The organism is Citrobacter sp. Cm038 (genome assembly GCF_030333105.1).
Taxonomy (GTDB): Bacteria; Pseudomonadota; Gammaproteobacteria; order Enterobacterales; family Enterobacteriaceae; genus Citrobacter; species Citrobacter murliniae.
Window position 1 is genome coordinate 160713 of sequence record NZ_JAOWGO010000018.1, and the last position, 26295, is coordinate 187007.

Annotated in this window: 25 protein-coding genes; 12 read left to right on the forward strand and 13 right to left on the reverse strand. The window is 40.8% G+C overall.

Features of this window, described 5'->3' with window-relative positions; translation table 11 throughout:
• Nucleotides 1-16 precede the first annotated feature (16 nt).
• From recG to gmk, 5 genes are read right to left on the reverse strand one after another with little or no spacing between them, the layout of a single operon-like run.
• The gene (gene recG, locus OGY01_RS09645) at nucleotides 17-2098 is read right to left on the reverse strand and encodes an ATP-dependent DNA helicase RecG (protein ID WP_200011223.1); all 2082 of its coding nucleotides are present in this window, start codon (nucleotides 2096-2098) and stop codon (nucleotides 17-19) included.
• Between the two features lie 5 nt (nucleotides 2099-2103).
• Nucleotides 2104-2793 (reverse strand): tRNA (guanosine(18)-2'-O)-methyltransferase TrmH, encoded by a 690-nt coding sequence (gene trmH / locus OGY01_RS09650; RefSeq protein ID WP_045448840.1) that lies wholly within the window; start codon nucleotides 2791-2793, stop codon nucleotides 2104-2106.
• A gap of 4 nt (nucleotides 2794-2797) precedes the next feature.
• Nucleotides 2798-4909 (reverse strand): bifunctional GTP diphosphokinase/guanosine-3',5'-bis pyrophosphate 3'-pyrophosphohydrolase, encoded by a 2112-nt coding sequence (gene spoT / locus OGY01_RS09655; protein ID WP_048223122.1) that lies wholly within the window; start codon nucleotides 4907-4909, stop codon nucleotides 2798-2800.
• 18 nt (nucleotides 4910-4927) lie between these two features.
• The gene (gene rpoZ, locus OGY01_RS09660; RefSeq protein ID WP_000135058.1) at nucleotides 4928-5203 is read right to left on the reverse strand and encodes a DNA-directed RNA polymerase subunit omega; all 276 of its coding nucleotides are present in this window, start codon (nucleotides 5201-5203) and stop codon (nucleotides 4928-4930) included.
• A gap of 54 nt (nucleotides 5204-5257) precedes the next feature.
• On the reverse strand, nucleotides 5258-5881 hold the full coding sequence (gmk, locus tag OGY01_RS09665) for a guanylate kinase (RefSeq protein WP_048223121.1): 624 nt from the start codon (nucleotides 5879-5881) through the stop codon (nucleotides 5258-5260).
• A 261-nt stretch (nucleotides 5882-6142) separates the two neighbouring features.
• Between gmk and ligB the strand changes: the two genes are divergently transcribed.
• A complete protein-coding gene (gene ligB / locus OGY01_RS09670; RefSeq protein ID WP_048223120.1) occupies nucleotides 6143-7822 on the forward strand; it encodes an NAD-dependent DNA ligase LigB in 1680 nt (559 codons plus the stop codon).
• Here the strand turns inward: ligB and OGY01_RS09675 are convergent.
• Both OGY01_RS09675 and OGY01_RS09680 read right to left on the reverse strand, forming a co-directional pair.
• Nucleotides 7819-8436, reverse strand: coding sequence for a trimeric intracellular cation channel family protein (locus tag OGY01_RS09675; protein WP_003024049.1), 618 nt, complete (start codon nucleotides 8434-8436; stop codon nucleotides 7819-7821). The two genes, ligB and OGY01_RS09675, sit on opposite strands and share 4 nt — an antisense overlap.
• A 398-nt stretch (nucleotides 8437-8834) precedes the next feature.
• Entirely contained in the window at nucleotides 8835-9776 is a 942-nt protein-coding gene (locus tag OGY01_RS09680) for a hypothetical protein (RefSeq protein WP_286493001.1), read from the reverse strand.
• 123 nt (nucleotides 9777-9899) lie between these two features.
• Between OGY01_RS09680 and OGY01_RS09685 the strand changes: the two genes are divergently transcribed.
• From OGY01_RS09685 to OGY01_RS09715, 7 genes are all read left to right on the forward strand, one after another.
• A complete protein-coding gene (locus OGY01_RS09685; protein ID WP_286493003.1) occupies nucleotides 9900-10751 on the forward strand; it encodes a DUF6387 family protein in 852 nt (283 codons plus the stop codon).
• Nucleotides 10752-10850: 99 nt separating this feature from the next.
• Nucleotides 10851-11057 (forward strand): helix-turn-helix transcriptional regulator, encoded by a 207-nt coding sequence (locus OGY01_RS09690; protein WP_016246690.1) that lies wholly within the window; start codon nucleotides 10851-10853, stop codon nucleotides 11055-11057.
• Between the two features lie 334 nt (nucleotides 11058-11391).
• Nucleotides 11392-12591: a site-specific integrase gene (locus OGY01_RS09695; protein WP_286493005.1), complete on the forward strand. Its 1200-nt coding sequence runs from the start codon at nucleotides 11392-11394 to the stop codon at nucleotides 12589-12591.
• Nucleotides 12591-13937, forward strand: a complete 1347-nt coding sequence (locus tag OGY01_RS09700; RefSeq protein WP_286493007.1) for a site-specific integrase — start codon at nucleotides 12591-12593, stop codon at nucleotides 13935-13937. The genes OGY01_RS09695 and OGY01_RS09700 overlap by 1 nt, the downstream gene beginning before the upstream one ends.
• Entirely contained in the window at nucleotides 13938-15815 is a 1878-nt protein-coding gene (locus tag OGY01_RS09705; protein WP_046623964.1) for a DNA-binding protein, read from the forward strand.
• Between the two features lie 27 nt (nucleotides 15816-15842).
• Nucleotides 15843-16238: a hypothetical protein gene (locus OGY01_RS09710; protein ID WP_046623967.1), complete on the forward strand. Its 396-nt coding sequence runs from the start codon at nucleotides 15843-15845 to the stop codon at nucleotides 16236-16238.
• A 115-nt stretch (nucleotides 16239-16353) separates the two neighbouring features.
• Nucleotides 16354-16773, forward strand: coding sequence for a hypothetical protein (locus tag OGY01_RS09715; RefSeq protein WP_286493008.1), 420 nt, complete (start codon nucleotides 16354-16356; stop codon nucleotides 16771-16773).
• Between the two features lie 51 nt (nucleotides 16774-16824).
• Here OGY01_RS09715 and OGY01_RS09720 read toward each other — a convergent pair whose 3' ends face one another.
• The 3 genes from OGY01_RS09720 to OGY01_RS09730 all read right to left on the reverse strand — a co-directional run bounded on the left by OGY01_RS09720 (nucleotide 16825) and on the right by OGY01_RS09730 (nucleotide 19147).
• Nucleotides 16825-17403, reverse strand: a complete 579-nt coding sequence (locus OGY01_RS09720; protein ID WP_286493009.1) for a DUF4755 domain-containing protein — start codon at nucleotides 17401-17403, stop codon at nucleotides 16825-16827.
• A 239-nt stretch (nucleotides 17404-17642) separates the two neighbouring features.
• Nucleotides 17643-18764, reverse strand: coding sequence for a relaxase/mobilization nuclease domain-containing protein (locus OGY01_RS09725; protein ID WP_286493010.1), 1122 nt, complete (start codon nucleotides 18762-18764; stop codon nucleotides 17643-17645).
• A gap of 5 nt (nucleotides 18765-18769) precedes the next feature.
• Complete coding sequence (locus OGY01_RS09730; protein WP_286493012.1) at nucleotides 18770-19147, reverse strand: hypothetical protein; 378 nt, start codon at nucleotides 19145-19147, stop codon at nucleotides 18770-18772.
• A gap of 216 nt (nucleotides 19148-19363) precedes the next feature.
• Between OGY01_RS09730 and OGY01_RS09735 the strand changes: the two genes are divergently transcribed.
• From OGY01_RS09735 to OGY01_RS09745, 3 genes are read left to right on the forward strand one after another with little or no spacing between them, the layout of a single operon-like run.
• Nucleotides 19364-20683, forward strand: a complete 1320-nt coding sequence (locus OGY01_RS09735) for a DNA methyltransferase (protein ID WP_286493016.1) — start codon at nucleotides 19364-19366, stop codon at nucleotides 20681-20683.
• Between the two features lie 9 nt (nucleotides 20684-20692).
• Entirely contained in the window at nucleotides 20693-21808 is a 1116-nt protein-coding gene (locus OGY01_RS09740) for a DUF262 domain-containing protein (RefSeq protein ID WP_286493018.1), read from the forward strand.
• Nucleotides 21805-22491, forward strand: a complete 687-nt coding sequence (locus OGY01_RS09745) for an MAE_28990/MAE_18760 family HEPN-like nuclease (RefSeq protein WP_064504737.1) — start codon at nucleotides 21805-21807, stop codon at nucleotides 22489-22491. Before OGY01_RS09740 ends, OGY01_RS09745 begins: the two co-directional genes overlap by 4 nt.
• A 94-nt stretch (nucleotides 22492-22585) precedes the next feature.
• Here the strand turns inward: OGY01_RS09745 and OGY01_RS09750 are convergent, their stop codons facing one another.
• Nucleotides 22586-23203 (reverse strand): hypothetical protein, encoded by a 618-nt coding sequence (locus OGY01_RS09750; RefSeq protein ID WP_010617516.1) that lies wholly within the window; start codon nucleotides 23201-23203, stop codon nucleotides 22586-22588.
• Between the two features lie 127 nt (nucleotides 23204-23330).
• On the opposite strand from OGY01_RS09750, the gene OGY01_RS09755 reads away from it, so the two are divergent.
• Nucleotides 23331-23948 (forward strand): hypothetical protein, encoded by a 618-nt coding sequence (locus OGY01_RS09755; protein WP_286493019.1) that lies wholly within the window; start codon nucleotides 23331-23333, stop codon nucleotides 23946-23948.
• Here the strand turns inward: OGY01_RS09755 and OGY01_RS09760 are convergent.
• Nucleotides 23945-25156, reverse strand: coding sequence for a tyrosine-type recombinase/integrase (locus tag OGY01_RS09760; protein ID WP_286493021.1), 1212 nt, complete (start codon nucleotides 25154-25156; stop codon nucleotides 23945-23947). The genes OGY01_RS09755 and OGY01_RS09760 overlap by 4 nt on opposite strands.
• Nucleotides 25157-25359: 203 nt before the next feature.
• Entirely contained in the window at nucleotides 25360-26223 is an 864-nt protein-coding gene (locus OGY01_RS09765) for a YicC/YloC family endoribonuclease (protein WP_045448832.1), read from the reverse strand.
• Between the last annotated feature and the right edge of the window lie 72 nt (nucleotides 26224-26295).

Below are 26295 nucleotides of genomic sequence, written 5' to 3' on the forward strand. Positions count from 1 at the left end.
TATTGATCTTGATCTGTTATGCGTTGGAGTAGCGCTCTGTTTCCGGCATCCAGCGCTCTATCAGCGCCATCGCCTGTTGTGGATAACGTTCATGAATGTGACGGGCAATGCGCTGAACTTCCGGAATAATCGCCTGATCGCGCAGCAAATCCGCCACTTTGAATTCTGCAGTTCCGGTCTGACGCGTACCTAACAATTCGCCCGGGCCGCGGATCTCCAAATCTTTTTGCGCAATAACGAATCCGTCGTTGCTGTCCCGCAACACTTGCAGACGCTTCTGAGCAGTTTTTGAAAGCGGCGATTTGTAGAGCAGCACACAGTGAGAGGCCACCGCGCCACGGCCTACGCGGCCACGAAGCTGGTGCAACTGGGCCAGGCCTAAGCGCTCCGGGTTTTCGATAATCATCAGGCTGGCGTTTGGCACGTCCACGCCAACTTCAATCACCGTGGTGGCGACCAGCAGATGCAGTTCACCCTGTTTGAAGGCGGCCATCACCGATTGTTTCTCTGCGGGTTTCATTCGCCCATGTACCAGGCCAATATTGAGTTCTGGCAGGGCGAGTTTAAGTTCTTCCCACGTGGCTTCCGCAGCCTGTGCTTCCAGTAAATCAGACTCTTCAATGAGCGTGCAGACCCAGTATGCCTGACGCCCTTCGTGAGTGCAGGCGTTACGCACGCGGTCAATAATGTCGCTGCGACGGGTATCCGGGATGGCGACAGTAGTGACTGGTGTACGGCCCGGAGGCAGTTCGTCAATCACCGAGGTATCGAGATCGGCATAGGCGGTCATTGCCAGCGTACGGGGGATCGGGGTAGCGGTCATGATCAACTGGTGCGGGTGAAAACCCTGCTGTTGACCTTTTTCCCACAGCGCCAAACGCTGGTGAACGCCAAAGCGGTGTTGTTCGTCGATGATAACCAGCGCCAGACCGTTGAACTGCACCTGCTCCTGGAAAATCGCATGAGTGCCGACAATCATCTGCACCTGTCCGCTGGCGATAGCTTCCTGTTGCGCAAGACGCGCTTTACCTTTCTGCTTACCCGCCAGCCAGCCCACCTCAACACCCAATGGCGCAAACCAGTTACGGAAGTTATTCGCGTGCTGTTCGGCCAGAAGTTCGGTTGGTGCCATGAGCGCTACCTGCTTGCCATGTGCGATAGCCCTTAGCGCCGCGAGTGCGGCGACAAGAGTTTTACCGGAACCGACATCGCCCTGAACCAGACGCATCATCGGGACATCCAGCGCCATGTCGCGTTCGATCTCAGCCACTACGCGAGCCTGTGCGCCGGTAGGTTTAAATGGCAGCGCGGCCAGTAGCTGGTTTTTCAGGGTATCATTGGCACTGAGAGGCTGAGCATGAAAGCGCTGAGCGCCTGCGCGTAATGCCAGCATGCTGAGGTTATGCGCTAGTAGCTCTTCAAGGATCAGACGTCGCTGCGCCGGGTGTTGCCCGGTTTCAAGGTCGCTGAGCTGTAGTGATGGCGGCGGGCGGTGCAGCGTGCGTAAAGCTTCTGGCAGGCTCATCAAACCCTGTAATAAATCTGGCGGCAGCAGTTCGGCAATGGCACAGGTATCAAGCAAATCCAGAGCCTGATCGGTCAGTTTGCGCAGTGTTGCCTGTTTTACACCTTCAGTGGTCGGATAAACAGGCGTGAGTGTTTCCTGGAGTTCCGGTGTGCTGAGATCTCCCTGCACGCGATATTCCGGGTGGATCATCTCTGCGCCGTATTTCCCGCGCCTGGCTTCGCCATAGGCCAGCACCCGTCTTCCTGTCGCAAGGCTGTTTTTCATTGCTGCGCTGAAGTTGAAAAAGCGCATTGTCAGAATGCCGGAGCCATCGCTTATCTGGCAGGTCATCATTCGGCGGCCGCCAAAGGTGATGTTGCAGTTCAGCACTTCGCCTTCTACGGTCGCATATACGCCAGGCAGCAGTTCGCCAATTGGATACAGATGCGTGCGGTCTTCGTAGCGCAGGGGAAGGTGTAAGAGAAGATCCTGCACGGTGTGCAGGCCGATTTTCGCCAGTTTACTGCTTTGCGCTGCGCCAACGCCCGTCAGAGAGTTGAGTGGAATAGCATCCAGTAAACGGCCTTTCATCGCGTTTATCTCGCAGATTGCATAGTGGCCCACCACGTTGCATCGGCTTCAATTTCGCCCTGCGAATTGACGTGGGGATAGGGAAGACCTTTGCGCTTAGCAACGTTTGCCAGCACCGGATAGCCGCCTTCAAACAGCAACCGCTGCTGTTCATCTTCCGGCAGCATGCTGTTCTCTCGCAGGTACATCCCGGCGTTTTGTCGCTGGCGCTGTGCTTCGTACAGAATAAGCGCGGAGGCGACTGAGACATTCAGCGACTGTACCATGCCGGTCATAGGAATGATGATGTCCTGATCCGCCAGAGCCAGCGCTTCCTGAGTAATACCGGTTTTCTCCTGACCCATCAGGATGCAGGTAGGACGCGTGTAATCAATCTCGCGGAAATCGACGGCTTTATCAGAGAGGTGCGTCGCCAGAACCTGCATGCCCTGGCTTTTTAAATGCGTTACCGCATCGCCAATCGTGCGGTGGGTCTTAACCTGTACCCAACTGTTGCTACCTGCGGCAGAAGAGGCCATGGTGCGCATACGGCTCCCTGGCCAAACAGCGTGAACTTCATGTACGCCGACTGCATCTGCGGTTCGAATGATCGCAGAAACGTTATGAGGTTTATGGACCTGCTCCATGCAGACGGTCAGATCAGGCTGACGCCTGGCGAGCATCTCGCAGATTCGAGCATAACGTTGTTTATTCATAAAACTAGTTTCGGTTACGGGTGACTTTTATCACGTCCGGCATAACACGGATTTTGCGCATGATATTTGCCAGGTGCACACGATCGCGTGCGGTCAGGCGAATAAAGGCGCTGTAGACGCGACCATCTTTCTCTTCGGTATTCAGACTCTGAATATTAGAGGTGGTTGTGTTGATTGCCGCTGTCAGGTTAGCCAGTGCACCCTGGTGGTTAAACATGTCCACCTTAATTTCGGTGATGAATTCCTGCTCTGTCTCTTTATCCCATTCCACCGCCATAAACTTCTCTGGCTCTTTCTGGTAGCCACGGATGTTACGGCAGGATTCATGGTGGATAACCAGACCTTTACCCGGGCTGACGTGGGCAATGATCGGATCGCCAGGAATCGGGCGACAGCATTTCGCGAAGGTAATCAGCACGCCATCTGCGCCTTTAATTGGCAGATGCCCATGACCGGATTGTGCGGGAGCGTTCGCCGGTACTTCACCTTGCTGAAGGTTTTTTGCCACCACAACGCTCATGGCGTTCCCCAGTCCGATTTCCGCTAACAGATCGTCAAGTGTGGCGAGCTTCATACGCTCAAGCTCACGCTGGATACTTTCTTGCGGGATCTCAGCCAGCTTACGGCTACCGCCTAAGGCATGGTTGAGCAGACGACGCCCAAGACTGACGGAATCATCGCGTTTGAGGTTTTTCAGCAACTGGCGAATTTTGGCGCGTGCTTTCGAACTGACAACAAAGTTGAGCCACGCCGCATTGGGACGTGCGCCCGGTGCAGTGATGATTTCAACGGTCTGACCGCTAAAGAGTGGCTGTGAAAGCGGGTATGGCTGCCTGTCGACGCGCGCGCCGACGCAGGCATGGCCGATATCGGTGTGTACCGCGTAAGCGAAGTCGACAGGCGTTGCACCGGCAGGCAGTTCAACAATGCGCCCTTCCGGTGTGAAAACATAAATCTCATCCGGGAAGAGATCAGATTTGACGCTTTCAATAAATTCAAATGAGCTACCGGCGCTCTGCTGCAGTTCCAACAGGCTCTGCATCCAGCGCTGGGCGCGGATTTGTGCCGTTGTGCTGGTTTCGCCGTGCTCTTTGTACGCCCAGTGTGCAGCAACCCCCATCTCCGCCATTTGGTCCATGTCTTCAGTACGAATTTGTACTTCGACTGGAACGCCGTGCGGGCCGATCATTGAGGTGTGTAAAGACTGATATCCGTTCGCTTTCGGAATCGCAATATAATCTTTTACTCGGCCAGGACGAGGTTTATACAGGCTGTGCATCTGCCCGAGTACGCGATAGCAGGTATCAGAGTCATGGACGATAACGCGGAATGCGTAGATATCCATGATTGAGTGAAAACGCTGCTCTTTGAGTACCATCTTGCAGTAGATAGAGTACAGGTGTTTCTCGCGACCACTTACGCGGCACGGAATGCCTGCCTCCTGTAAACGTCCTTCGATTTCAGAGAGGATTTTTTGAATCATCTCTTTGCGGTTGCCGCGAGCGGCTTTAACCACTTCTTTAATCACGCGGTAGCGGTTCGGGTATAGCGCTTCAAAACCCAGCTCTTCCAGCTCGGTTTTAATGTGATGAATACCTAAACGGTGTGCCAGCGGACTGTAGATTTCGAGGGTTTCACGGGCGATGCGGCGACGCTTATCCGGGCGTAATGAGCCCAACGTGCGCATATTGTGGGTACGGTCGGCAAGTTTGATGAGAATGACGCGGATATCCTGCACCATCGCCATAATCATCTTGCGAAAGTTTTCGGCCTGCGCCTCTTTCTTATCGCGAAACTTAAGCTTATCAAGCTTTGATACCCCTTCTACCAGCTCAGCAACGCTTTTACCAAAAAGCTGTTCCATGTCCTGGTAGGTGGCAGGAGTATCTTCAATCACGTCATGTAGCAGCGCGGCCATTAGCGTTTCATAGTCGAGTTTCATCTCGGCCAGAATGCAGGCCACCGCTACCGGGTGCGTGATATAGGGTTCACCGCTTGAACGTGTCTGGCCCTCGTGAGCGTCACGTGCAACGAGATACGCCTGCCGAAGACGCTTAATCTGGTCTTCCGGCAGGTAGTTTTGAATCAGTTGATTCAGGCTTTCAAACAGATACAAGGGCGACCCGCTTTGTGATTAACGACGACCTTCAGCAATAGCGGTAACGGCTTGTAATTCAGCGGCTTCCTGCTCTTGCTGTTCCTGGCGCTCACGCACGTCAAGGATCTGGTTGTTGATCAGACCTTCTTCGATTTCGCGCAGCGCGATTACAGTAGTTTTATCGTTTTCTTCCGGTACGAGCGGATCCTTTCCGCCTACCTGCATCTGACGAGCGCGACGCGCGGCGACCAGTACCAGGTCAAAACGGTTACCAATTTTCTCTACAGCGTCCTGAACAGTTACGCGTGCCATACTTAAAATGCTCCACAGGTGAAGAAATGACTGGGCATGATACTGAATGTGAGTTCAGTCTGCCAACAGTTTGCTGATTAAAGCGTCATGACGCTGCTTTTGGCGGCTCATGCGCAGACGTTCGGCGCGAATGATAGTTTTCAAATCGCCCAGGGCAGTATCGAAATCATCATTCACAATAAGATAATCATATTCGGCGTAATGGCTCATTTCTGCAACAGCTTGCGCCATACGTTTTGCGATGACTTCTTCGCTATCCTGACCACGACCGCGCAGGCGGCGGTCCAGTTCGATCTTAGAGGGCGGCAAAATAAAAATACTGCGCGCATGCGGCATTTTTTCACGAATTTGCTGCGCACCTTGCCAGTCGATATCTAAAAAGACATCTACACCCGATGCCAGCACTTGCTCAATTGCCTCACGCGAGGTGCCATAATAATTGCCAAATACCTCAGCGTGTTCCAGGAACGCATCTCTGCCAATCATGCTTCTGAATTCATCATGGTTTACGAAGTAATAGTGTTCACCATGCACCTCCCCGGGACGCGGTGCGCGGGTAGTGTGCGAAACAGAAACCTGGGTGTCATACAACGGTTGGGTCTTTAATAAAGCCTGAATCAGGCTGGATTTACCCGCGCCACTGGGGGCAGAAACAATATAAAGCGTGCCTTGAGCCATGAGTATCTTATGTATGTGATTGTCGAAAGAGAGCCTACATACGGGCTTATTATACACGTAGCCGCTATACGACGTAGCCCTTGTCACACTTTTTGCGCATGATTATTGCGTTTTGTATACCTTTTTCCTGTTTTACCGGGGATTTGCTGCAATAAACAAAAATGTCTGGAAAGCGGTTCGCAGGATGATCTTTTGCCACTCTGTTTCGCTGACGCTTCGCGCTATACCTGCCGGGCAACGTAATGTTTAGCGGAGGTGGTGATGAGGTTATGGAAATGCGTAGCGCTGGTTTTACTGGTATGGCATTTTCCGGCATGGACAGTATGTCCTGTCTGGTCGCCTGCCCGGGCAAACGCGGAAATATCACGGCTACAGCAGCAAATGGCTCAATGGAATGACAGCTACTGGAAACAAGGCATCAGTGCTGTAGATGATAGTGTCTATGACCAGCTTGATGCGCAATTGGCCCAATGGCACCGCTGTTTTAGCGATGATTCACATGCAGACCAGTCAGTTCCACCCATTAGTGGAACGATATCGCACCCAGTCCCCCACACGGGGGTACGTAAGCTTGCAGATAAGCGATCTGTACAACAATGGATGCGTACTCGTGGCGATCTCTGGGTACAGCCGAAGGTGGACGGAGTGGCGGTTACGCTGGTCTATCGGGATGGTAATCTGGTCAGGGCAATTAGTCGCGGTAATGGGCTGAAAGGAGAAGACTGGACGAACAAAGTTCGCCAGATCCCTTCCGTGCCAAAAATGACCAAAGGCCAGCTGGCTAACAGTACGTTGCAGGGTGAGATTTTTTTGCCGCAGGACGGTCATATCCAACAAAAGAGTGGCGGAATGAATGCCCGCTCTAAGGTGGCTGGGATGATGATGCGCAAGGATAATCCAGAGTTGTTGCGATCTTTAGCCATTTTTATCTGGGCCTGGCCCGATGGTCCGGTGAACATGCCGGACAGACTGCGACAGCTTGCTGATGCAGGTTTCAGTCTGACCCGGCAATTTACCCAGCCTGTTAAAAATGCCGATGAGGTTGAGCGTGCCCGTACACACTGGTGGACCTCGGGATTGCCTTTTGTGACCGATGGTGTTGTGGTACGAACGGGAAAGGAGCCAGAAGCACGAAACTGGTTACCTGGCCAGGGAGACTGGCTGGTGGCCTGGAAATATCCTCCGGTTGCTCGGGTGTCCGAGGTGACGGGGATTCAATTCTCTGTCGGCAAGAGTGGGCAAATTGCCGTAGTCGCCTTGTTGGCTCCGGTTATGCTGGATGATAAACGAGTGCAGCGCGTCAATATTGGCTCTGTTCGCCGGTGGAATGAATGGGATATCGCACCTGGCGATCATCTCCTTGTCAGTCTGGCCGGACAGGGGATTCCCCGCATAGACGATGTGGTCTGGCGCAGTACCCAGCGGACTAAACCCGCTCCTCCAAAAGGTCATTTCAATTCATTAACCTGTTTTTATGCAACACGGGAATGCCAGCAACAATTTGTTGCCAGGCTGGTCTGGCTGAGTGCAAAAGAGGCGTTGAATTTTGACGGTATCGGTGAGGCAGGGTGGCGGGAACTCCATCATGCACATCGCTTTGAACATATCTTTTCCTGGCTCGCCTTAACCCAGGAACAGCTACAGTCCACGCTTGGAGTCCGTAAAGGCGAGAAGTTGTGGCATCAGTTTAACCTGTCGCGTCAGCATCCTTTTACTCGCTGGATAGTTGCTATGGGAATACCGTTAACACAGGTGACACTGGATGCCAGTCGTGACCGATCATGGCGGCAACTACAGGAACGCGATGAAAAAAGCTGGCGGCAGCTTCCGTCGATGGGGGAGCGCCGTACCCGACAGTTAATTCAGTGGCTGGAGAATCAGAAAGTAAAAGCGCTGAGCAACTGGTTAGCAGCTCAGCGTATTACGGGCTTTACGCCTTAATGACCTTCATGGCGATAATAAAATACCGGCAGCCCTAACTTCAGGCGCAGCGCCAATAATCGGGCGGTAAAACCAAATAGCAGGGTAGAGATAACCACTACATCGTGGCTGGAGACATAATGTTGCAGCACAATGTAAAGCACGGCGGCGGCAAATGACACACCGGCATACAGCTCTTTCTGGAACACTAACGGAATGCGTTTGCAGAACATGTCTCGTAGGACGCCACCAAAGACACCGGTGGTGACGGCGGCGACAACGGCAATAATCGGTCCGTGCCCCATATCGAGCGCCACCTGAGCGCCAATAATAGAGAAAACTACGAGACCCAGAGCATCCAGCACCAGGAATATTTTGCGCAGGTAGGGCATGACGGGAGCAATAATCGTGGTCAGTACAGCGGCGGTTGCCACGATAATGACGTACTCAGGGTGTTTGACCCAGCCGAGCGGATAGTGACCGAGAAGAATATCGCGTACGGACCCGCCGCCAATGGCAGTCGCGGTGGCAATGATAATTACGCCAAATGTATCCATACGACGACGGCCTGCCGCAAGCGCACCTGTCATAGCTTCAGCAGTAATACCAATTAAATATAAAACGTGTAGCAGCATGCCTTCCCCCTGATTTGCTGGGGCTAAGGTTAACGATTTGTGCGCAATGTCACGATTGAGATTTTCTAAGGCGAAGTGATTTTAATAAAAATAGCTAATGCGAATTTATTGGAAATGCCAGAGATAACGGACTTTTGATCGTTAATTAGGATAATAATTGATGAGAAAATATAATCCAATTAGAGCAAAGAATAGCTGACAAAAGAGAATTACACGTAGCGCCACCGTTTATCGACACGCTACGTGTAAGGGAACTTACTCGATATTCTGAATCTGAATATTGATTGGATTATTAAAATTGATGTTTTTCAATAAATTAAAACTATAATTATACGGGTTTTATGTGTTTAACCCCCGTTGTAACCCCCGCTCAAGTTTTGAGAGTTTATGTAAAATCTCTACGAAATTCGGTTCAAGAGATCTTCAAGAGTAATTTCTCTGCATTTTAAATTAAACTCTCTCATTATGAAGTTAAATTTATTTTTATTATTTTGCTCTTTGGTAATATAATATTTTGATTGACTTGCATTGCCGCAATGTTGTGCATCTCTATACATATTTACCCAACGGTTTTTTTTAGAAATATCTTCACTAAAACCCTTCACTATATCTAAAGACATATATATATCAACTATCTGTTCTGGTTGTGAAAGTTTACTGAAATCTTTACCTGTAAAATTCAATGTCCATTTTCTATAGTCAACTAACTTTTCAAAAATCTGGTCTTCTTTAATTGAACCTGAAAATATCTCAAGAAATCCGACGAATTCTTTCGGGAGATTTTTTAATGTATTGTATTTTTTTGCATGAGAAATCAAGTCTTGGACTTGTTTTCTTAAGCTTTTATAAATATTTGGAGAATCCATATTTTCAGTTAAATAAGTCATTAGTAAATTGGGAAAGTTTCCATCTAAAACTCCGTTATTTTTATCAATCATTTGGGTTAGGAATGAATCCTTGTGCATTTTCGATAATTCGATTTTATGCTTATCATAACCAGGTAAGAAAAAAATCCTGTTCTTTTTAGCTAATTCTTCATCTTTTATTTCAGTTTCTATAACAGAATTAAAAAATGGATATAGTTTTGAGTTTAGTTTTTTAATTACAAATTTACCGTTTTCGTCTATTTCATTTATTCCATACCTATCAGATATGCGTTCAAGTAGGTCCAAGTCTTCAATTAAGTATTTTTCTGGGCTATTTTTTAGGTCGAATAAATGAGCGTGTGAAAAAGGGAAGTGATATTTCTTCTGTACTTTATTGAATGATTGCCATTTGTCAGGTGTGAAGGATTTGAAATCACTTATAATATTAGTGTCAATATAAATATATTTTTTCATTTTAAACTCCTTTTATTTTACTAATTAAGCAAGGGAGTGCATTGATAATTAGTTATACAGTTATCTACCATGAGGTTATAGTATAGCTTTTTCTAGCTACCAAAAACATAAATTAGGTGATATATGCAAAATTGGTCAGCCGCGCATACCAAGGAAATCAAGAAGTGGTTAGATATCGATACTTATCGCAGATTTGAAGATCTGACTCTCATACAGCTTTATCATGAACTGCTTGCAAGGACATTGTTCTTCAAACCATATCATGAAGAATTTGAAGCACAAGCCGTAAGACTCTACATCGACAGGATCTTCAGTGGCAACCCCTTTCTCATCACAGAAAAGCATCTCGGCTATCTCACAAGAGAGGATACCCTTTACCAGCCACCACATTTCTTTCTGACAACAACTGAAAGATTGGCGCAACTCAGTATTGTGGGGATGCGAAATTCACTTTTCTTTTGGGATGGCGGTGATGAGTACTCGGTTAACCGTGAATTCCTCGAAAGCCCTGTATCAGAGTCCCTACCTCGCCTGTTCAGAGATACTGTCATGGTCGAAATCGACTTGGCGAATGGAACTGACGAGGAAATAGCTGAATCCCTGAAAGCCGCACTACCTCAGTGGCGTAAGGTCAGAGGTATCGAGGCTGACACTACTGACTCGATCCGCTTCGGTTATGGAACGATTAAGAAAATCATCAACTACAGACTGATACCACTAATTGATATCCTAGTATGGTCAAACCTACACAAGGTACGTATATCAGAAAACCGCCTCTCGCGTCTGCTGTATACCGATGATGATGACGAAAGTGATACCCGGATGAACCACCAAATCAGGGACACGGACAGACCACTTGCTTTGAAAGCTGCGAGTATACCGTTCATCCGGCAGTTTCATCTGTTTATCAACAAGAACAGCCATTTGAAAAAGATCAGAGTTTCAGAGGTGATGAAAATCACTGATTCTGACTGAACCTAGCTTCCATAGCCCTGGTGTTCTGAACCTCACTCCTTTTTTTGCTGATTCATTCGTATAGTCGTTTTCATCAAAGAAACACAAGAGGAAACGACTATGAATCAGCTCAATACACGCCTTATTCGCCTTCCCGAAGTTCTAAATCGAACAGGTTATGGAAAAGCCTGGATTTATCATCTTATCAATCAACATCTTTTCCCAGCACCTATCAAAATTGGCTCTCGTGCTGTTGCTTTCATTGAAAGTGAAGTTGAAGAGTGGATTCAATTGGCTATTAAAAATTCAAGAAATAATGTTGAATGAGTCAATCAACTAAAATCTTTTTATGGCATATGATAAACTGTTTTTTATCTATAATGTAAAAAATAAATTAATAAAAACCCTATATATTTTACAAAAAAAATTACAGATTAGAACTAACTTAGTTTTTATAAGACTCTGAGGTTAACTATTAAGTATTTGGTATTTATAAAATAGGCTAGATTCACCTTATATAAGGTGCGAAAATTTATATTGCTTTGTTATTGATATAAAACAAAAAGAATAGAATTAAAGTTAATTATTTTTGTAAAAAATTAAATATTAATTTAATAATATCTGTTTCCAATAAAGTTTTGTAAAATTTCTAGGAGGGGATATGGAAAAGCATGGCGTTAATAATTTTATTTTTAAAAATGGTGAGAGGTTCTGTCATGTGATTGATAAGAAAACAGGAGAACCAATTTATTATCCTAATCTTTATCTAACCACACATATAAGAAATAGAGCAAACTCCATTAACACTATGCGAGCTGTTGCAGGGGTCTTAGCATTACTAATGAATTATTTTTCTTTAAATAATATAGATATAGATAAAAGAATATTAATCCAAGAATTTATGAAATCCAATGAGATAGATAGTCTTTCTGATTATATGTCAAAGAATTCAAAAAAAGGTAGTCTTAGAAGTCATCCATCCTCTGTAAAAAATCCAACTAAATATTTTAGGCAGGGTGTGGTTATCGATTATATGAAGTGGCTTTGCCAGATGCATTTGGCTCTATCAGACGGTAAAAAAAATAAAGATAGGGTAGATGCTTTTATAGCTGAGTTAAATCATAAAAGACCTTTGGGTTCAAATGTATATAAAAAGGAGATGCCTGATAAGTCTCTAAGCCGAAGACAACGTGATCTTTTATTTAATATTATCGAGCCGGGTTCGGAATTAAATCCTTTCTCAGATTTAGTTCAACCAAGAAATAGATTAATTATAATCATGCTTTTTTCATTCGGCATTAGAGCTGGTGAAGTGTTAAACCTCAGAGTAAGTGATATTGATTTTATTAATTCCACCATTGTGATTAAAAGAAGACCTGATGATAATTTTGACCCGCGAGTGAATCAACCACTTGTAAAAACGAGTGAGCGAATATTTTCAGTGGAGAAGGATTTAATGAGTGAAATATATTATTATATAACGGTAAATCGAAATAAAATAAATAAATCAAAATTCAACGACTTTATGTTTATTACTTACAAATCTGGTAATACTCATGGTATGCCGCTATCAATTTCAGCATATCATAAGATAATCAAACTAATCAGAAACTCTCATCCAGAGCTATCGGGTTTATGTGGACACCAATTAAGGCATACTTGGAATTACGAGTTTTCCAAGAAAATGGATGGATTGAGCGAAGGTATCTCCCAGGAAAAAGAAGAGCAAATTAGGTCTTATCTAATGGGATGGAAAGAGGGATCTGGAACTGCAAAAATATATAACAGGAGACATGTTATTGAGGAAGCTCATAAAGCATCTCTTGCTATGCAACAAGAACTAATAAAAGGATTGTTGTAATGAATAAGAAAGAATGCAAATCGGATAATAGTAATAGACAAGCGAAACAGTATGGTTATTTTTTTAACATTGATGAAGCTAAATGGAAATTAGATAGTGGTTCTAGTGTAAATGTTGGGGGTATATTAAAATTCATTCATTCCTCACTTATTGAAGGGTATATAAACACGCTTGCTTTTTATGCAAGCAACTATAGTGCTGGGTATGTTAGAAGAATTAATGTCATTATGAAAGATTTTTTTATAAGGACTAATTCTATATTTGTTTCCGAATTTGATATTTTGAATTATAGATCACTCATTTCATATTCAAAGATAAAAGACTTAATTGTTTTGAGGGCGTTTTTAAAAAAATGGCATTCTATTGGTTATTATGGTGTTGATGATAGTGTAATAACTTTGATGAAATCAATGGTGTTAAAGGTAAAAACACGAGGCTCTGTTATTAAGCAAGAGGACCCAAATAAGGGGGCTATGACTGATAATGAACACAATTCGTTAAATCAGGCTATTCATAGTGCATACAAAGATAAAAAAATAACTCTTTTAGAATACTCATCGGCGTTGTTAGTTAGTTTTACAGGACGAAGGGCATCACAGCTTATCGCATTGAAATTTAAGGATATAATTAAAAATGAAAAATCAGATGGAAGTGAAGTATTCTTTTTGAGAATCCCCAGGGTGAAACAAGGTTTTGGATTCAGGCAGATTTTCAGAGAATTGAGAATTGATGGTAATCTTTATAACGTGATGATGCGACAGGCGAATAATTCTATATCTCTTGTAGAGGCTTTCATTGATAGACATCTTCTATTGGAAGAAAAAAATGAAGTACCGGTTTTTCTTGATACCAGAAAATATGAAATATTAAGTGGAAAGGTAGATGTTTTTGATTTGTTAGTTTCTGATAGGCTTCATGCACCCAAAAATATATTTGGAGTATCTTTAAAAAAAATTGTCAAAAAAGAAAATGTAATTTCAGAAAGAACTGGAGAACGTATAACAGTAAACGCATACAGGTTACGTTATACCTTAGGAACAAAACTTGCTCGTGAAGGGTATAGGGACGAGATAATTGCAGAGTTATTAGATCATTCGTCAATCTTGAGTGTGGGTATTTATACAGAAAACCTTGCTGATAATGCTGAAAAAATCAATCAGGCAGTTTCTAATGGTTTGGCACTTATTGCAGATGCCTTTCTTGGTAAAGCCAAGATTAGTGGAGTTGCACCTAAACTTAATAGCGGTGATTTATTAACAGGGAAAACGAGTTTATCTTGCATAAAAAAAACCGCAATGCCATGTCATGGGTGTATTTATTTTAAAAAATCAGTTAAGGAGGTATAGATGAATAATCTTGTTGAATTTAAAGCAAGTCATGAATTGGATGCAATCAAAAATGTCAGAAATTTTATAACATTCTGTCGTGATAAATTAACTATTTATGATGATATTATAGACTGGAATTCCAGTTCGTGGAAAGGAATTGCAGCCTTTCGAAAATTGAAAGCAGGATACGGATTGGTAGAAAGTAAAGATAGACTGGATAGTGATTTTATTGATTTCGCTAAAAGCTATATAAGGTACAATCAGGCTTTGAGTTCAGTTAAGACACCTGGAAGAAAAATATTGGCATTAAGATGTCTTGAAAAAGCTCTTTTGCAAACTTGTCATAATGCACATGTATATAATGTTTCTACCATAGTTCTGGATGAAGCTTTACAGATAGCAAGTAAACATTATAAGAGCAATGTTCTTCATCAATGTGGTTATGAACTTCAAAAATTAAGTATTTTTTTATCTGAACATCGCTTTGTCAGGTGTGGGTTTATTAGCTGGACAAATCCAGTTAAACCAAGATTTAAAAACAACTACCTCCCAGAAAAAGAAGATGAAGATAGGATACACAAATTACCAGATGAGCGTGCCCTATTTTCAATAGCGGAGATATTTTCAAGGCCAGATGAAAAACTTAGCTCAAGAGATCTTTTTACTACATCTGTTATTGCTTTATTAATGTGTTCACCAAGTCGTGCCTCAGAGATTTTGGCTTTACCTGCTGACTGTGAAATAACAAGGAAAGATAGAAATGGTGTGGAGCGTTATGGGCTTCGTTATTATGCTGCGAAAGGTGGTGGTGCGACTATTAAGTGGATACCTGATGTCATGATCCCTGTCGCCCAAAAAGCTGTTTCAAGATTACTTAAACTTTCTGAAAATGCCCGCTCTCTTGCCAGATGGTGTGAACGCTCACCTGATAAATTTTATAGACACCCGCTTTGTCCTGAAGTGGATGAACATGAACCACTTGATGTTCGTCAGGTTTGTCATGCTCTTGGCTATCGATTGGATGATAAAGGACAATGTATTAATAAATTAAAGCGCACGAGTCTTGATGGCGGAGTCTCGTTTCTGAATTACTCTGATAGATACTATACGCTACATAAACTCTGGAAGTTGATAAGAAAAAATTTACCGCAGGATTTCCCTTGGTTAGATAAAGAAAAGTCAGTTAGGTATAGTAATGCATTATGTTTGCTGAATTTGCATCAATGCCATGAAGTTAAAATGACAGCTTGCTATACACTTTACAAACCTAGTTATAGTGATTTATCACGAGATATAGAGAAATCTCGAAAGATGAAACCTGAGGTTAACAATATTTTTAAACGTCATGGCTACTTTGATCAGTTTGGCAAATGTCTTTTCTTACGCACTCATCAACCTAGGCATCTACTAAACACAATCGCACAATTGGGTGATTTATCTCAATTAAATATAGCAAAATGGTCAGGAAGAGTTAGTGTTTTACAAAACAAAAATTATAATCACACATCTCAGGAAGAGATACTTGAAAAGATAAATAGTTTAAAACTCGGAAGTAATCGTTATTGCTCCCCTATGGATAACAAATCTAATAATATGGTTGTATTAGAGAATCTGGCTCATGGTGCGGTTCACTTGACATCAGAGGGTTATTGTATTCATAACTATGTCATTCCCCCTTGCCGAAAATTGGCAGAAGCTCAGGCATATGGATGGGAAGATTATGGTGAGATGAATGAGCAACAGCAGAAAGAAGTTATCAATAAAATTAGTTTGTTTCTTAAAATGGCAAAACAAGCAGTAGATGATGGCTTTTATGGCGCAGACAAATGGGTTTCATTTCATGAAGACGTATTAAATAATCTTGAGAAAAGAAACCATTTCAAAACAGGTAAATAATTTATTATAAAAATATTGGAGGATGTTATGGCGAAACACTTAACACAAAATGACATTAATAAAATAAAAAACACTATAAATACTTGGGATGGAAAGTTAACATGGGAATTGTTATGTGAGTCAGTAAAATCCCATATAGGGAAGAAACCTACTCGTCAGTCATTGAATATGCATAAAGAGATAGTTCATGCGTATTTATTGAAAAAGGAAAGGTTAAAAATTAATGGGAAGGTTTTTAGAAAACCTGCCAATCTGAATATTGCAGCCCAGAGAATTAAGGGGCTGGAGGTCGAAATTGAAATACTTAAAAAGCAGAATAATAGATATAAAGAACAGTTTACACTATGGCAGTACAATTCATATAAATATGGACTTAAGCCACACCAGCTAAATGAACCATTACGTGCAAAAAACGACAATTAAGTAAATTTAATATTACATGCTGTAAATATATTTTTACTGAGGTATTGATTTTTAAACTAATACTGTTATTTATTGATTGTCAGGATGACCAAAATAAATTGCAAGGATGCATATTATGGAAAAATTAAATAGCATGGAGCGTTTTCTAATTCTTTTTGAACGTTTCGTGAAGAAACTCGAAGAGTCTGGACTATCAGAATCAGATATAATTGATAAATCTTACCTTTTTTGTGTTGGTTTCTATATCAAGTATAAAAATGACATTGATAATATAGAGTTAGCTAATAGAGATGTTGTTTTATCTTTTATGCTTACCTCTTATTACTGCTTTATTAACAATGTTGAAAAAAGAGTAATCGATGCTGATAAAATAAGAAGAATGTGTGGATTACTCATTCACTTCATCATGAAGAATAAAGCTAATTCAGAAACTGTTTTTATAACAGAAAAAAGAAAATATGATCGTTCCGTGTTAGCAAAATCATTAAGAGATAGGAATGTAAACTATATAAATAACTATAACAAAAATGCTTAAACAGAATCTACTTCGATATAGACTCTGTTTTAAGCAAGATGTGTTTTGATTTCATGCAGCATTCAAATTCTGGTCAAAGATCTCCATCCATTGGTTAAGTTGTGCTTTGAGATCATTAATGCCCTTGCGTGAATTAAAAGAATCATTACGAGGATAGAACCGGATATGCCACTCTGGTTTACGAACGTCCTTTACGCGGATAAAGAAACCTGTATCAGCGATGTTTTGACCTGCTGTTTTACCGTTCTCTCTGATACTACTTAAACCACCACCTGCAACTTCACCACCATAGGTAATGTTGTAGCTCCATTCTTTAATATCATCAAAAGAATACGTCTTAGCAGTTTCATTATTCTTGAGAAAAACTTCTTTTTTATTTGTATCTAACCGGATTTCACAATCGCTGAATTTATGAAGATAGATCCCATCATTATTTTCATTCAGGTAATTGAATGTCGCATCATTGTTTTTCCTGACAACATATTTACCAAAAGCTGTTGCACATAACATAGCGCTGATAAAAAAAAGGGGAACCCAATATACTGACATCACTTTAGAACCCCCAAAGTAAGCAACAAGAACAGGGAGTGCAATTGCCAGCAATACACGCTTCATCATGAAGAATTTCATACGGTTTTTCCTGTATGATAGAACGATATTAAAAATAGGCTAGTAAAATCAGTCTATTAGCCGATAGTGCCTTCAACGTACATTTTGTACAAAGCTGTAAAGTTATCAAATCATTTGTACCGATCGATATTTTGTACTTTGATAGTCTATAGCTATCACGATTGATTAATCGATCGATTATAACGATCAATTATTTTTTCATAAAATCAACAGCATATGGGTTTTTGGGTTGTTTTAAGCTAAATTTTCAGTCTAAAAATGTTTGTTTTCACAGGTTTTTCAACAGACGGAAGATATGGTAGGTCTATAGAAAGTGGTAAAGCAGAAAAAATCTTGGGAGGCTGTTTAAACGCCCTTAACAATGGATTACGTATTTTTTTGACAGTGTTAACTATTTTGTCTACCCAAGGAATGGTTTCTATCCATCGCATCGCTACGTCCACATAGCTTTTACCACGGGTTTTATCATCAACTACAAATGAGACAGCCTCAGGTGAGGCAAGCTTTATGTCTTCCACATCCATTCCAACGAAAAAACTAGATGTCTCGGTTTTTCTGTTAAATATGGTCGGGGAATCAATGATGATTAACGGCTCTAAGTTTTTCCATGAATACTTTTTCCCAAGCTGAGAAGCCTTGAATGAAATGTTGGCGTAATCAAAGGAAAAACCATTCATCTTTCCTGTTGACGCTCTGTTAGGTACAGCTTTTATCTTCTGAGCTGCAAGCTGCTGCACAAACTCGTGTTCTGAAATCTGGCTTGTGAGCAGTGTATCTATAGCTTCTTGTATGATCGTCTTTGCACCTTTCTCGCCTGTTCTCTCTTCTAACATTGCTTCATTACGTGATTTTTTACGTTTGGCAGGTGAGGAAGAAGGTTTCAGTGCATCAGTTCCTTTGGTTCTTGTTAGCTGGTATTCTTTTTCAAGATCCTGGATGATACGAGTGCTGATAAGGTTTTCATTTTTACCTAAGTAGAGCTTCCCGGATGTTGCATCGATGCGACTTGCTACTATATGGATATGTTGGCCATTTTCGTCGTCATGTAGGACGTATGCACGTAGATGCGTTTCAGAGAAGCCCATACGCTTCATGTAGTCATCAGCTATCTTTTTCCATTGCTGTATTGGTAAACTTTCACCAGCAGGCAGACGTAAAGAGTTATGCCATACAGGTTTGCTGACATCGGAGCGTAGGAGCTTCGTAGCGTTGAACTCTGCACTCAACGTTTCTGCGAAGCTCTCAATGACATTACCACCTACTACATACGGATCTGACTTGTGGTGCGAAGCAGGTTTTAATAAATAAGAAATAAGCCCGTTAAAGGTTTTTCCTCTTTTGATTTTTTGCATTCCCTTCATGAAAACTATTTACCACTTGGCAAATCAGAAGCTGTGAGGCATGAGCGAAGCTCTGATATCTGACGCTTTATAGCGAAGATTTCTGTTTTGGTAAGCTCACCTCCGCTGCTTTTAGTATCAAGATGGCATATTAGGTTATTCAGTTTCTGAGATATTTCGGCTAATGATTTCCAGGCTTCTATGTTGATGGCAGGAACGGACAAAGGTAGCTTATCCAGGGACGCTAAGCGAAGCCACTCTCCCTTGCTTTTATCACCGCGTTTCGTGTTGAGAAGCTGTAGTTCTTCATGGTTGAATCGGGCGCTGACACAATGAGTTCGCAATGATTTAGCTGGGACTTTGTTGTTTTTCTTACAGAATGGTAATCCTATAGTTTCTTTCATAGAAGCTCCTTTTCGTATATTAGGTTTTGTATTACTTTTATTGTGAGCAATTCCGTTGCAGCACTTTGTACATTTATATTTCAAAATTGTGATATGTCAATATTCTGGAATTTGATCCGGCTTTTCTTTTTCAACCGTAGGGCGAAAAACAAGGGAACTCAAAGAAGCGTAGCTTCGATGAGTTAGCCCTTGCTTTTTGGTGAATCTTAACTAACAATGATGGTGCTATCTCAATTTCCTTATGGTAAAATAGGCTCAGTTTTTAGTCTAATTAGGTATGGTATGGAAGATATATCAATCACACCTTCAATAAGTAATCCTAAAAGGCTTACCAATAAAAATAGTGGTGACGAATGGTATAATTATTATGCTGGATTTTCTGATAGTTTTGTCAGCGAAATTTTAGAGTCTTTAGAATTGCCTAAGGATGCTATTATTCTTGATCCTTGGAATGGTTCCGGGACTACAACTTTAAATTGTGCGTTAGCAGGTTATAATGTAATTGGAATTGATCTTAATCCAGTTATGAATATTATCGCGAAGTCAAAATTTTCTGATTCTAATGATGTTTTTTCTGCTTTAAAAATAGTTAAAGGTTTACGAGTAAACTGCTATCCAAAAAATACATTTGATAAATCAGATTTTCTTCTTCACTGGTTTGATTCTAATACTGCATCATATATTCGTTATATTTCTCACTATTTACAAAAAAGATGCAAAGATATATCTCTTTCGAGTGTTTATTCATTAATATTTTTAGCACTTTTTAGTTTGGTAAGAAAATATGTTGGGAAATTTATAGCTTCAAATCCCACTTGGGTTAAAAAGTCAAAGTTAGATGATGAAAAAGTTAGCATCAATAATAAAAAAATAAAATCTGATTTACTCGATTTTATTAATGGGAAGTTATGTTCAACTTATATTGATAAAGCTATAACCGTTGGAAACGAAATCTTTCATTGTTCATCTTCAACTAATTTACCTTTAGATGACAATAGTATAGATGCAATTATTACTTCCCCACCATATTGTACGCGTATTGACTATGGAATTGCTACATCTCCAGAGTTAGGCGTATTAATTGGTAATTACCCCAAAGCAATAGATGAACTTAGAAGAAAGTTAACAGGTAGGACAACTATTGATAAAAAAGAACTTGAAGTTAATTGTGTCGGCCCTATGGCCAACAGTATATTAAAAGAAATATTAGAGCATGACTCTCATGCTTCATCATCCTATTACTATAAAAACTTCGCACAATATTTTATCGAAATAAAAAAATCTCTTGCAGAGATAAAAAGAGTTATCAAAAAAAACGGATATTTTGTATGTGTCGTTCAAGACTCATACTATAAAGAAATTTATTGTGATCTTGCTACTATCTTTACAGAAATGGCAGAAGAAAACGACCTTCAACTTATTCATCGTCAAGATTTTATGTCAAAATTTTTAATGGCTAATATAAATAATAAAGCAAAAAAGTATAGAGATAAAATGACCGCTAACGAGACAGTTCTGGTTTTTCAATCAAAATAGAGGCATATAATGAATCCTGAAGATATTCTTGTCGAAATAGAATCAGAGATGGATAAGGTTCATACACAGAGTCTTGATCTCTCTTTTAATGAGTTGATGGATATGTATGAAAATGGTGAGCTTGATATCAGTCCTGACTATCAAAGACTTTTTAGATGGACTGAAGGTGCAAGATCAAGATTTATAGAATCATTATTACTTGAGATGCCTGTTCCTCCTATATATGTGGTAGAAACAGAAAATGGAGTTTATCAATTAATTGATGGGCTTCAACGGTTCTCTTCTTATTTACATTTAAGAGGGGAACTTAGTGCTGAACATATGGATATAGCCAAAGGGGATAAACTTGTTTTTTCTGATTGTGATATCGTTAAGAGTCTTAATGATCTAACTTATGATGATCTTCCTTTGGCATTAAAAATTAAACTTAAGCGTTCTTTTGTTCGTGTCGAAGTTGTTAGGAAAGGTAGTGATAATAAATTTAAATATCATATGTTCAAAAGATTAAATACTGGCGGAGAAGCTCTAACTCAACAGCAGGTAAGAAATTGTACTATTAGGATGCTGGACCCGAAATTTAATGATTTCATCATTAAACTTTCGACTTATGATCATTTTAAAAAATGTATTTCTTATTTATCAGAGTCTCAACGACTTGGTGCTTTTGACCAAGAATTAGTGTTGAGGTATTTTACATTTAAAAATAACAGAGCTGCTTTCAAGCACGATATTTCTGATTTTTTAACTGAATATATGGAAAACGTATCGTCTGGAAACATTCCTTTTGATTACGATGATAATGAAAGGAATTTCAAAAAGGTATTCGAAGTGCTCTCAAAAGCACATGGCGAGAGGATCTTTGGTCGTCTTGGTGCCGAGGACAAATTACAATCAAACTTCAATATTTATCATTTCGAGTCTATTACAATAGGAATCCAATCTGTAATTAATAATATTAATGAGCATGATGATGCCGTAATCGCTAAGATTAGAGATGGTATTCTTTCACTTAAGAAAGATGAAGTTTTCAAAGCTCAAACAACTGGTGGTGGAAAAAACTCTCCAGGCCCGCTTAAAAGTAGAATTGATGTAGCTACAAAATACCTTGAGGAAGCTTTGAAATGAGTCCTGAAGATTTTCTTACTCAAGTAGAGTTAGAGCGTAGCTGGAGAGAGGAAGAGATTCGCTCTCTCAATAATATTATGGAGAGATCTGATGATAATAACGCATATATGATGCGAAGAGCAGTTGTTTGTTTATTGTATGCTCACATTGAGGGGTTTGTTAAGTTTTCCTTCAATCTATATATTGATGGCATAAATAAAATGGAACTAAAATGTAGCCAAGTTAAGCCTATTCTAGCAGCGGCAGTTCATTATTCTGATTTATTAAAAATGAACAATCCCGATATTAAAAATAGAATTTTTAAAAAAGTTTTACCCGATGATTCCCACTTACATCGAATTTGTCGATATGAAGAATTTTTTGAGAAAATTTCTAATGTTATGGATGAGACAATTTTTATTGAAGATGGTTATGTTAATACCGAAAGTAATGTGGGAAAAGAAGTTCTCCAAAAATTGTTATATCAAGTTGGATTGTCTCATACATCTTTAAATAATGTTATTGGTCCATTAACACGCTTGAAGAATAAAAGGAATGATATATCTCATGGTGTTGATAAAGCTAAGATTGAATATGATGAGTATAAAGTGTATTACGATTGTTCTATTAACATTATGGGCGAACTGATCAAGGTTTTGTTTTCTGCTTATCAGAAAAAGGACTTTATGCTTGTTAAACAATAGAGGACAAATAATCTAATTATGACTTATTTGCCCTTGGTTTTATCGAGTGCGCAGAATTATAAATTAAGTTTATAAAAAAGAGCGCTGTAATTTATTATTTAAATCTAAAAAGAGGATTGTTCGGTTTTGCTTTTTCTTGCGCTGTCGCTAAATTTTTAATGCTAGAAAGTAAACTAATTCTATGGTCAAAGACGCACTCAATACATTTTTTAAATAATTCCGTCTGTTCTTCATTTTCAGTGGGAATTAAGTTGTGCTTTTCATCATCCAATATAATTACTTCAAAATCGCCAGCACTAATATCCTTGTATACTTCAAATTCGTTATATAATAATTCTTCATCAGAAATTTGAGGATTAGTCTCTTTACTATTAAACGCTGCTTGGGTTAGATGTATTTTATCTGCAAGTTCAGTGCTACCTGAAAATATTATAGATATCTTCGCCGTCTCCAGTGTTTTCTCTTTTACTCTTTGTTTTTCTTCTTCACTTAATTCTTCATCGTTTAATTTATTGCATTTTAAAGTGGCCGCGAAGAGTCCATAGAAGATAATAGGATTTTTAACTTTGTACTTATCAATAATTATATAAATGCTAATGTAATCATGAGCACATTCACTTTCCAGTATGAATTGTTCTCTTATCGGTGGTAAAAAAGGAAGTAAATAAGTAGGAATACATACTCTCAAAATATAATACCTGTTGGATAACATTGGATTACCTTTTAATAATATGAGTGTCGCTTAATATTTTATATCTGATGATTAATTTAATCAATGTTTTTCTATTTATATTGACTAGTCGTTAAAACCTTGTATAAAAAAATAAAAAGGTTTTTATATGACAAGTATTTTATCCGAGTTTAAATATAAAATTAACTTTATATGCAAGAGTATGGTGAAACCATTCCCATTTCAGAAGATATATATAGACGAGAAAAACACTACTCATTTGAATTTACTTTGTATTCCTTTTGAATATATTAAAGACAACAGCAGGTTTATAAATAATAATGTTGATATTTTACAAAAAATCATTGAGTACAAAAATGAATGTAATTTACAGAATCTATACATCGAAATGGATTTCAATATTGTTAAGATAATTGAGTGTCCATGTGCATACCTAATTGGAAAAGATTATTTCCTTTTTCTTGAGAACCACAGTTTGCTAAAGAAAATATTATTGAATAAAATTGAGCTTGATGAGGATGATATTGTAAGAGAGGTTGTTCTTTTGATTCAATTATTTGATTGTAAAAAAGCTCTGCAAGTAATTCAGTATATTCTTTGTGAGGATATATTTTGTAATTCGATAGTAAAAAAAGTATTTGATCGATATATAGAATTACTTGATAAGGAAAATAATTTTTATAGGTTCAATAACTTCAGGTATGTCAGGGAGCTAGTTCTGCATAAACTTTCTTTAGAAAGTTTAAACGTAGAACTCTCATGCTAAATAAATGGCTTAAGTGATTTTGACACTTTTAAATGAGCTTCGTTTCGTTCTTGATAGTAATCATATCTGTCATAAATCCCTTCGACTCCTTTGAGTTTGTGGTTCAGACATCTTTCTGCGACATGTGGGGGAACAGACAGTGATGCAAGTAAACTTCTGCAAGTCCTTCGTAAGTCATGGACTGTGAAATATTCAATATCACCCATAACATTTGGTGGCTGCTGCTTCCTGCCAGGCTCGATACCGAACAGCTTCGCTATGGCTCTGTTGAGCGTGTCTTTTCCCATGTGTAGATTCTTACTGGATCTGCGGTTAGGAAAGACATAATCAGAACCAAAAGCTCTGACCTTTAGCTCTTCAAGAATCTTCATAGCGAGCGGGGGAAGCGGGATGACGATTGCTACACCAGACTTACTTCTTTCCTTGGGTAAAGACCATTTTTTCTCATCCAAATCGAATTCTGCCCAAGGAGCCTCGGTTAGTTCACTTTTGCGAACTGCAAGGAGTAGTAGCAGGGCACAGGCAAGGTAATTATCACGAGAGAAGCTGTCAGAGTGTTCTCTGAAAACTTTAAACACCTGCCCAATTTCTTCCAGACTCAATGCTCTTTCTCTGCTTTTTTCGATTCCACCAGCATCATTGACCTTAAACGCAGAAGCTGGATTGTTTAACAATAATCCAAGCTTGATTGCATGGTCGAAGAGTTGCTTCATGTAGAGTAGGGCATCATTTGAAATAGTTGGTCTTCCGCTATCTGTAATTTTTTGCAGAATGGCTCGGACATCAATGGGGGTTATCTTCGTCAAAGAAAGTTGACCAATCGTCGGAGCAATATCTTTCCTGTATACTCTTTCTGGGATTTGTGGATGCTTCAACCGCTTAACCAGGTCTTTGTGCCAGTCTTCAAACAATCCATCTACCGTTGTGAGTTGCTTGGGTCGGTTAAGTTTCCGTTCAGCAATAGGATCATCTCCGGTGGCAACTTTTTTGCGCGTATCTTCAGCGAGGCTACGTACCTCGGACAGAGATAGATGAGATACCTTACCTAAGGTGATTTCTCGTCTCTTAGAGCCGATTGTGTATCGAAGCATCCAATACGCCTCACCTTTTTGTGGGACTTTCAGGTACAAGCCTCGCCCATCTCCAAACTTCCCCGGTTCTCTTGCTTTGATGAGAGCCTGAACCGTCCTGACAGTGAGTGAGGCCATATACCTATCCTGATGAAAAATCGTTGTGGGGGGTATATGGTTATAAACTGCCAGATGAGACTAGTAAAGCAAAAGCGCTCCCCGTTTTACTCCCCACTTATTGGTGGTTTTTAATGTATCTAAGTGGTCTTTAATAGACTATGATTTGCATAAAAAAGCCCATTTAACATGGGCTTATGGATTTTTGTGGACTTTGAAAGAATTTACTCGATGTTCTGAATCTGTTCGCGCATTTGCTCGATCAATACTTTCAGTTCAATCGCGGAGTTAGTGACTTCAGCATTGATGGATTTAGATGCCAGAGTGTTCGACTCACGGTTAAATTCCTGCATCATGAAGTCCAGACGGCGGCCGACCGCTTCTTTTTTCTTCAGGATGTTGTAGGTTTCTTTAACGTGGGCTTCGAGACGATCCAATTCTTCTGCCACATCAATACGCTGTGCCATCAGCACTAACTCTTGTTCAAGGCGGTTATTTTCCAGCTGCACCTGTGCATCTTCCAGCTTGGCAACCAGACGATCGCGCTGCCATTGCAGAATTTCCGGCATGTGCGCGCGGACCTTCGCCACTTCGGTGCTGACGCCTTCCAGACGCTGTTCGATCAGTGTTTTCAGCGCCTGGCCTTCGGTTTCACGCGCGACAATAAAGTCATCCAGCGTACCGTCAAGTGCGGCGAGGATTTCGGCGGCAATAGCGTCCAGATCTTGCTCCTGGGCAGCCATTACACCCGGCCAACGCAGGATATCAACCGGATTAATTTCACCTTCATCGCTCTGCATTTTGACCCAGTTTGCGGCGGTAACGAGCTGTTTAGCGAGCTTCTCATTCAGAATCAGCTCACCTTGCGCACTGGCGTCAGGCTCAAAACGCAGTGTGCATTCGATTTTACCGCGCGTCAGACGTGAGCGGATACGTTCGCGTACAACAGGTTCAAGGCTACGGAACTGCTCCGGCAGGCGAAAATAGGTTTCCAGATAACGCTGGTTTACCGAGCGCATTTCCCAGGTGGCGCTACCCCATTCACCCTTGATTTCACGCCGGGCGTAGGCGGTCATGCTGCGGATCATAGACGTTCCTGTTTTTAAAGATGAGATGGGAGGATTATAGCCATCCACGTCTTGTCAGGATAGGAATAACCG

What these genes read in the sequence shown, in the direction of transcription:
- trmH (WP_045448840.1), bottom strand. Translation starts at nt 2,793, where the DNA reads ATGAATAAACAACGTTATGCTCGAATCTGCGAGATGCTCGCCAGGCGT.
- OGY01_RS09685 (WP_286493003.1), top strand. Translation starts at nt 9,900, where the DNA reads ATGCAAAATTGGTCAGCCGCGCATACCAAGGAAATCAAGAAGTGGTTA.
- OGY01_RS09700 (WP_286493007.1), top strand. Translation starts at nt 12,591, where the DNA reads ATGAATAAGAAAGAATGCAAATCGGATAATAGTAATAGACAAGCGAAA.
- OGY01_RS09720 (WP_286493009.1), bottom strand. Translation starts at nt 17,403, where the DNA reads ATGAAATTCTTCATGATGAAGCGTGTATTGCTGGCAATTGCACTCCCT.
- OGY01_RS09740 (WP_286493018.1), top strand. Translation starts at nt 20,693, where the DNA reads ATGAATCCTGAAGATATTCTTGTCGAAATAGAATCAGAGATGGATAAG.
- OGY01_RS09725 (WP_286493010.1), bottom strand. Translation starts at nt 18,764, where the DNA reads ATGAAGGGAATGCAAAAAATCAAAAGAGGAAAAACCTTTAACGGGCTT.
- rpoZ (WP_000135058.1), bottom strand. Translation starts at nt 5,203, where the DNA reads ATGGCACGCGTAACTGTTCAGGACGCTGTAGAGAAAATTGGTAACCGT.
- OGY01_RS09765 (WP_045448832.1), bottom strand. Translation starts at nt 26,223, where the DNA reads ATGATCCGCAGCATGACCGCCTACGCCCGGCGTGAAATCAAGGGTGAA.
- OGY01_RS09680 (WP_286493001.1), bottom strand. Translation starts at nt 9,776, where the DNA reads ATGAAAAAATATATTTATATTGACACTAATATTATAAGTGATTTCAAA.
- OGY01_RS09710 (WP_046623967.1), top strand. Translation starts at nt 15,843, where the DNA reads ATGGCGAAACACTTAACACAAAATGACATTAATAAAATAAAAAACACT.
- OGY01_RS09760 (WP_286493021.1), bottom strand. Translation starts at nt 25,156, where the DNA reads ATGGCCTCACTCACTGTCAGGACGGTTCAGGCTCTCATCAAAGCAAGA.
- OGY01_RS09675 (WP_003024049.1), bottom strand. Translation starts at nt 8,436, where the DNA reads ATGCTGCTACACGTTTTATATTTAATTGGTATTACTGCTGAAGCTATG.
- OGY01_RS09750 (WP_010617516.1), bottom strand. Translation starts at nt 23,203, where the DNA reads ATGTTATCCAACAGGTATTATATTTTGAGAGTATGTATTCCTACTTAT.
- OGY01_RS09755 (WP_286493019.1), top strand. Translation starts at nt 23,331, where the DNA reads ATGACAAGTATTTTATCCGAGTTTAAATATAAAATTAACTTTATATGC.
- OGY01_RS09705 (WP_046623964.1), top strand. Translation starts at nt 13,938, where the DNA reads ATGAATAATCTTGTTGAATTTAAAGCAAGTCATGAATTGGATGCAATC.
- OGY01_RS09695 (WP_286493005.1), top strand. Translation starts at nt 11,392, where the DNA reads ATGGAAAAGCATGGCGTTAATAATTTTATTTTTAAAAATGGTGAGAGG.
- gmk (WP_048223121.1), bottom strand. Translation starts at nt 5,881, where the DNA reads ATGGCTCAAGGCACGCTTTATATTGTTTCTGCCCCCAGTGGCGCGGGT.
- OGY01_RS09735 (WP_286493016.1), top strand. Translation starts at nt 19,364, where the DNA reads ATGATGGTGCTATCTCAATTTCCTTATGGTAAAATAGGCTCAGTTTTT.
- OGY01_RS09745 (WP_064504737.1), top strand. Translation starts at nt 21,805, where the DNA reads ATGAGTCCTGAAGATTTTCTTACTCAAGTAGAGTTAGAGCGTAGCTGG.
- recG (WP_200011223.1), bottom strand. Translation starts at nt 2,098, where the DNA reads ATGAAAGGCCGTTTACTGGATGCTATTCCACTCAACTCTCTGACGGGC.
- OGY01_RS09715 (WP_286493008.1), top strand. Translation starts at nt 16,354, where the DNA reads ATGGAAAAATTAAATAGCATGGAGCGTTTTCTAATTCTTTTTGAACGT.
- ligB (WP_048223120.1), top strand. Translation starts at nt 6,143, where the DNA reads ATGAGGTTATGGAAATGCGTAGCGCTGGTTTTACTGGTATGGCATTTT.
- OGY01_RS09690 (WP_016246690.1), top strand. Translation starts at nt 10,851, where the DNA reads ATGAATCAGCTCAATACACGCCTTATTCGCCTTCCCGAAGTTCTAAAT.
- OGY01_RS09730 (WP_286493012.1), bottom strand. Translation starts at nt 19,147, where the DNA reads ATGAAAGAAACTATAGGATTACCATTCTGTAAGAAAAACAACAAAGTC.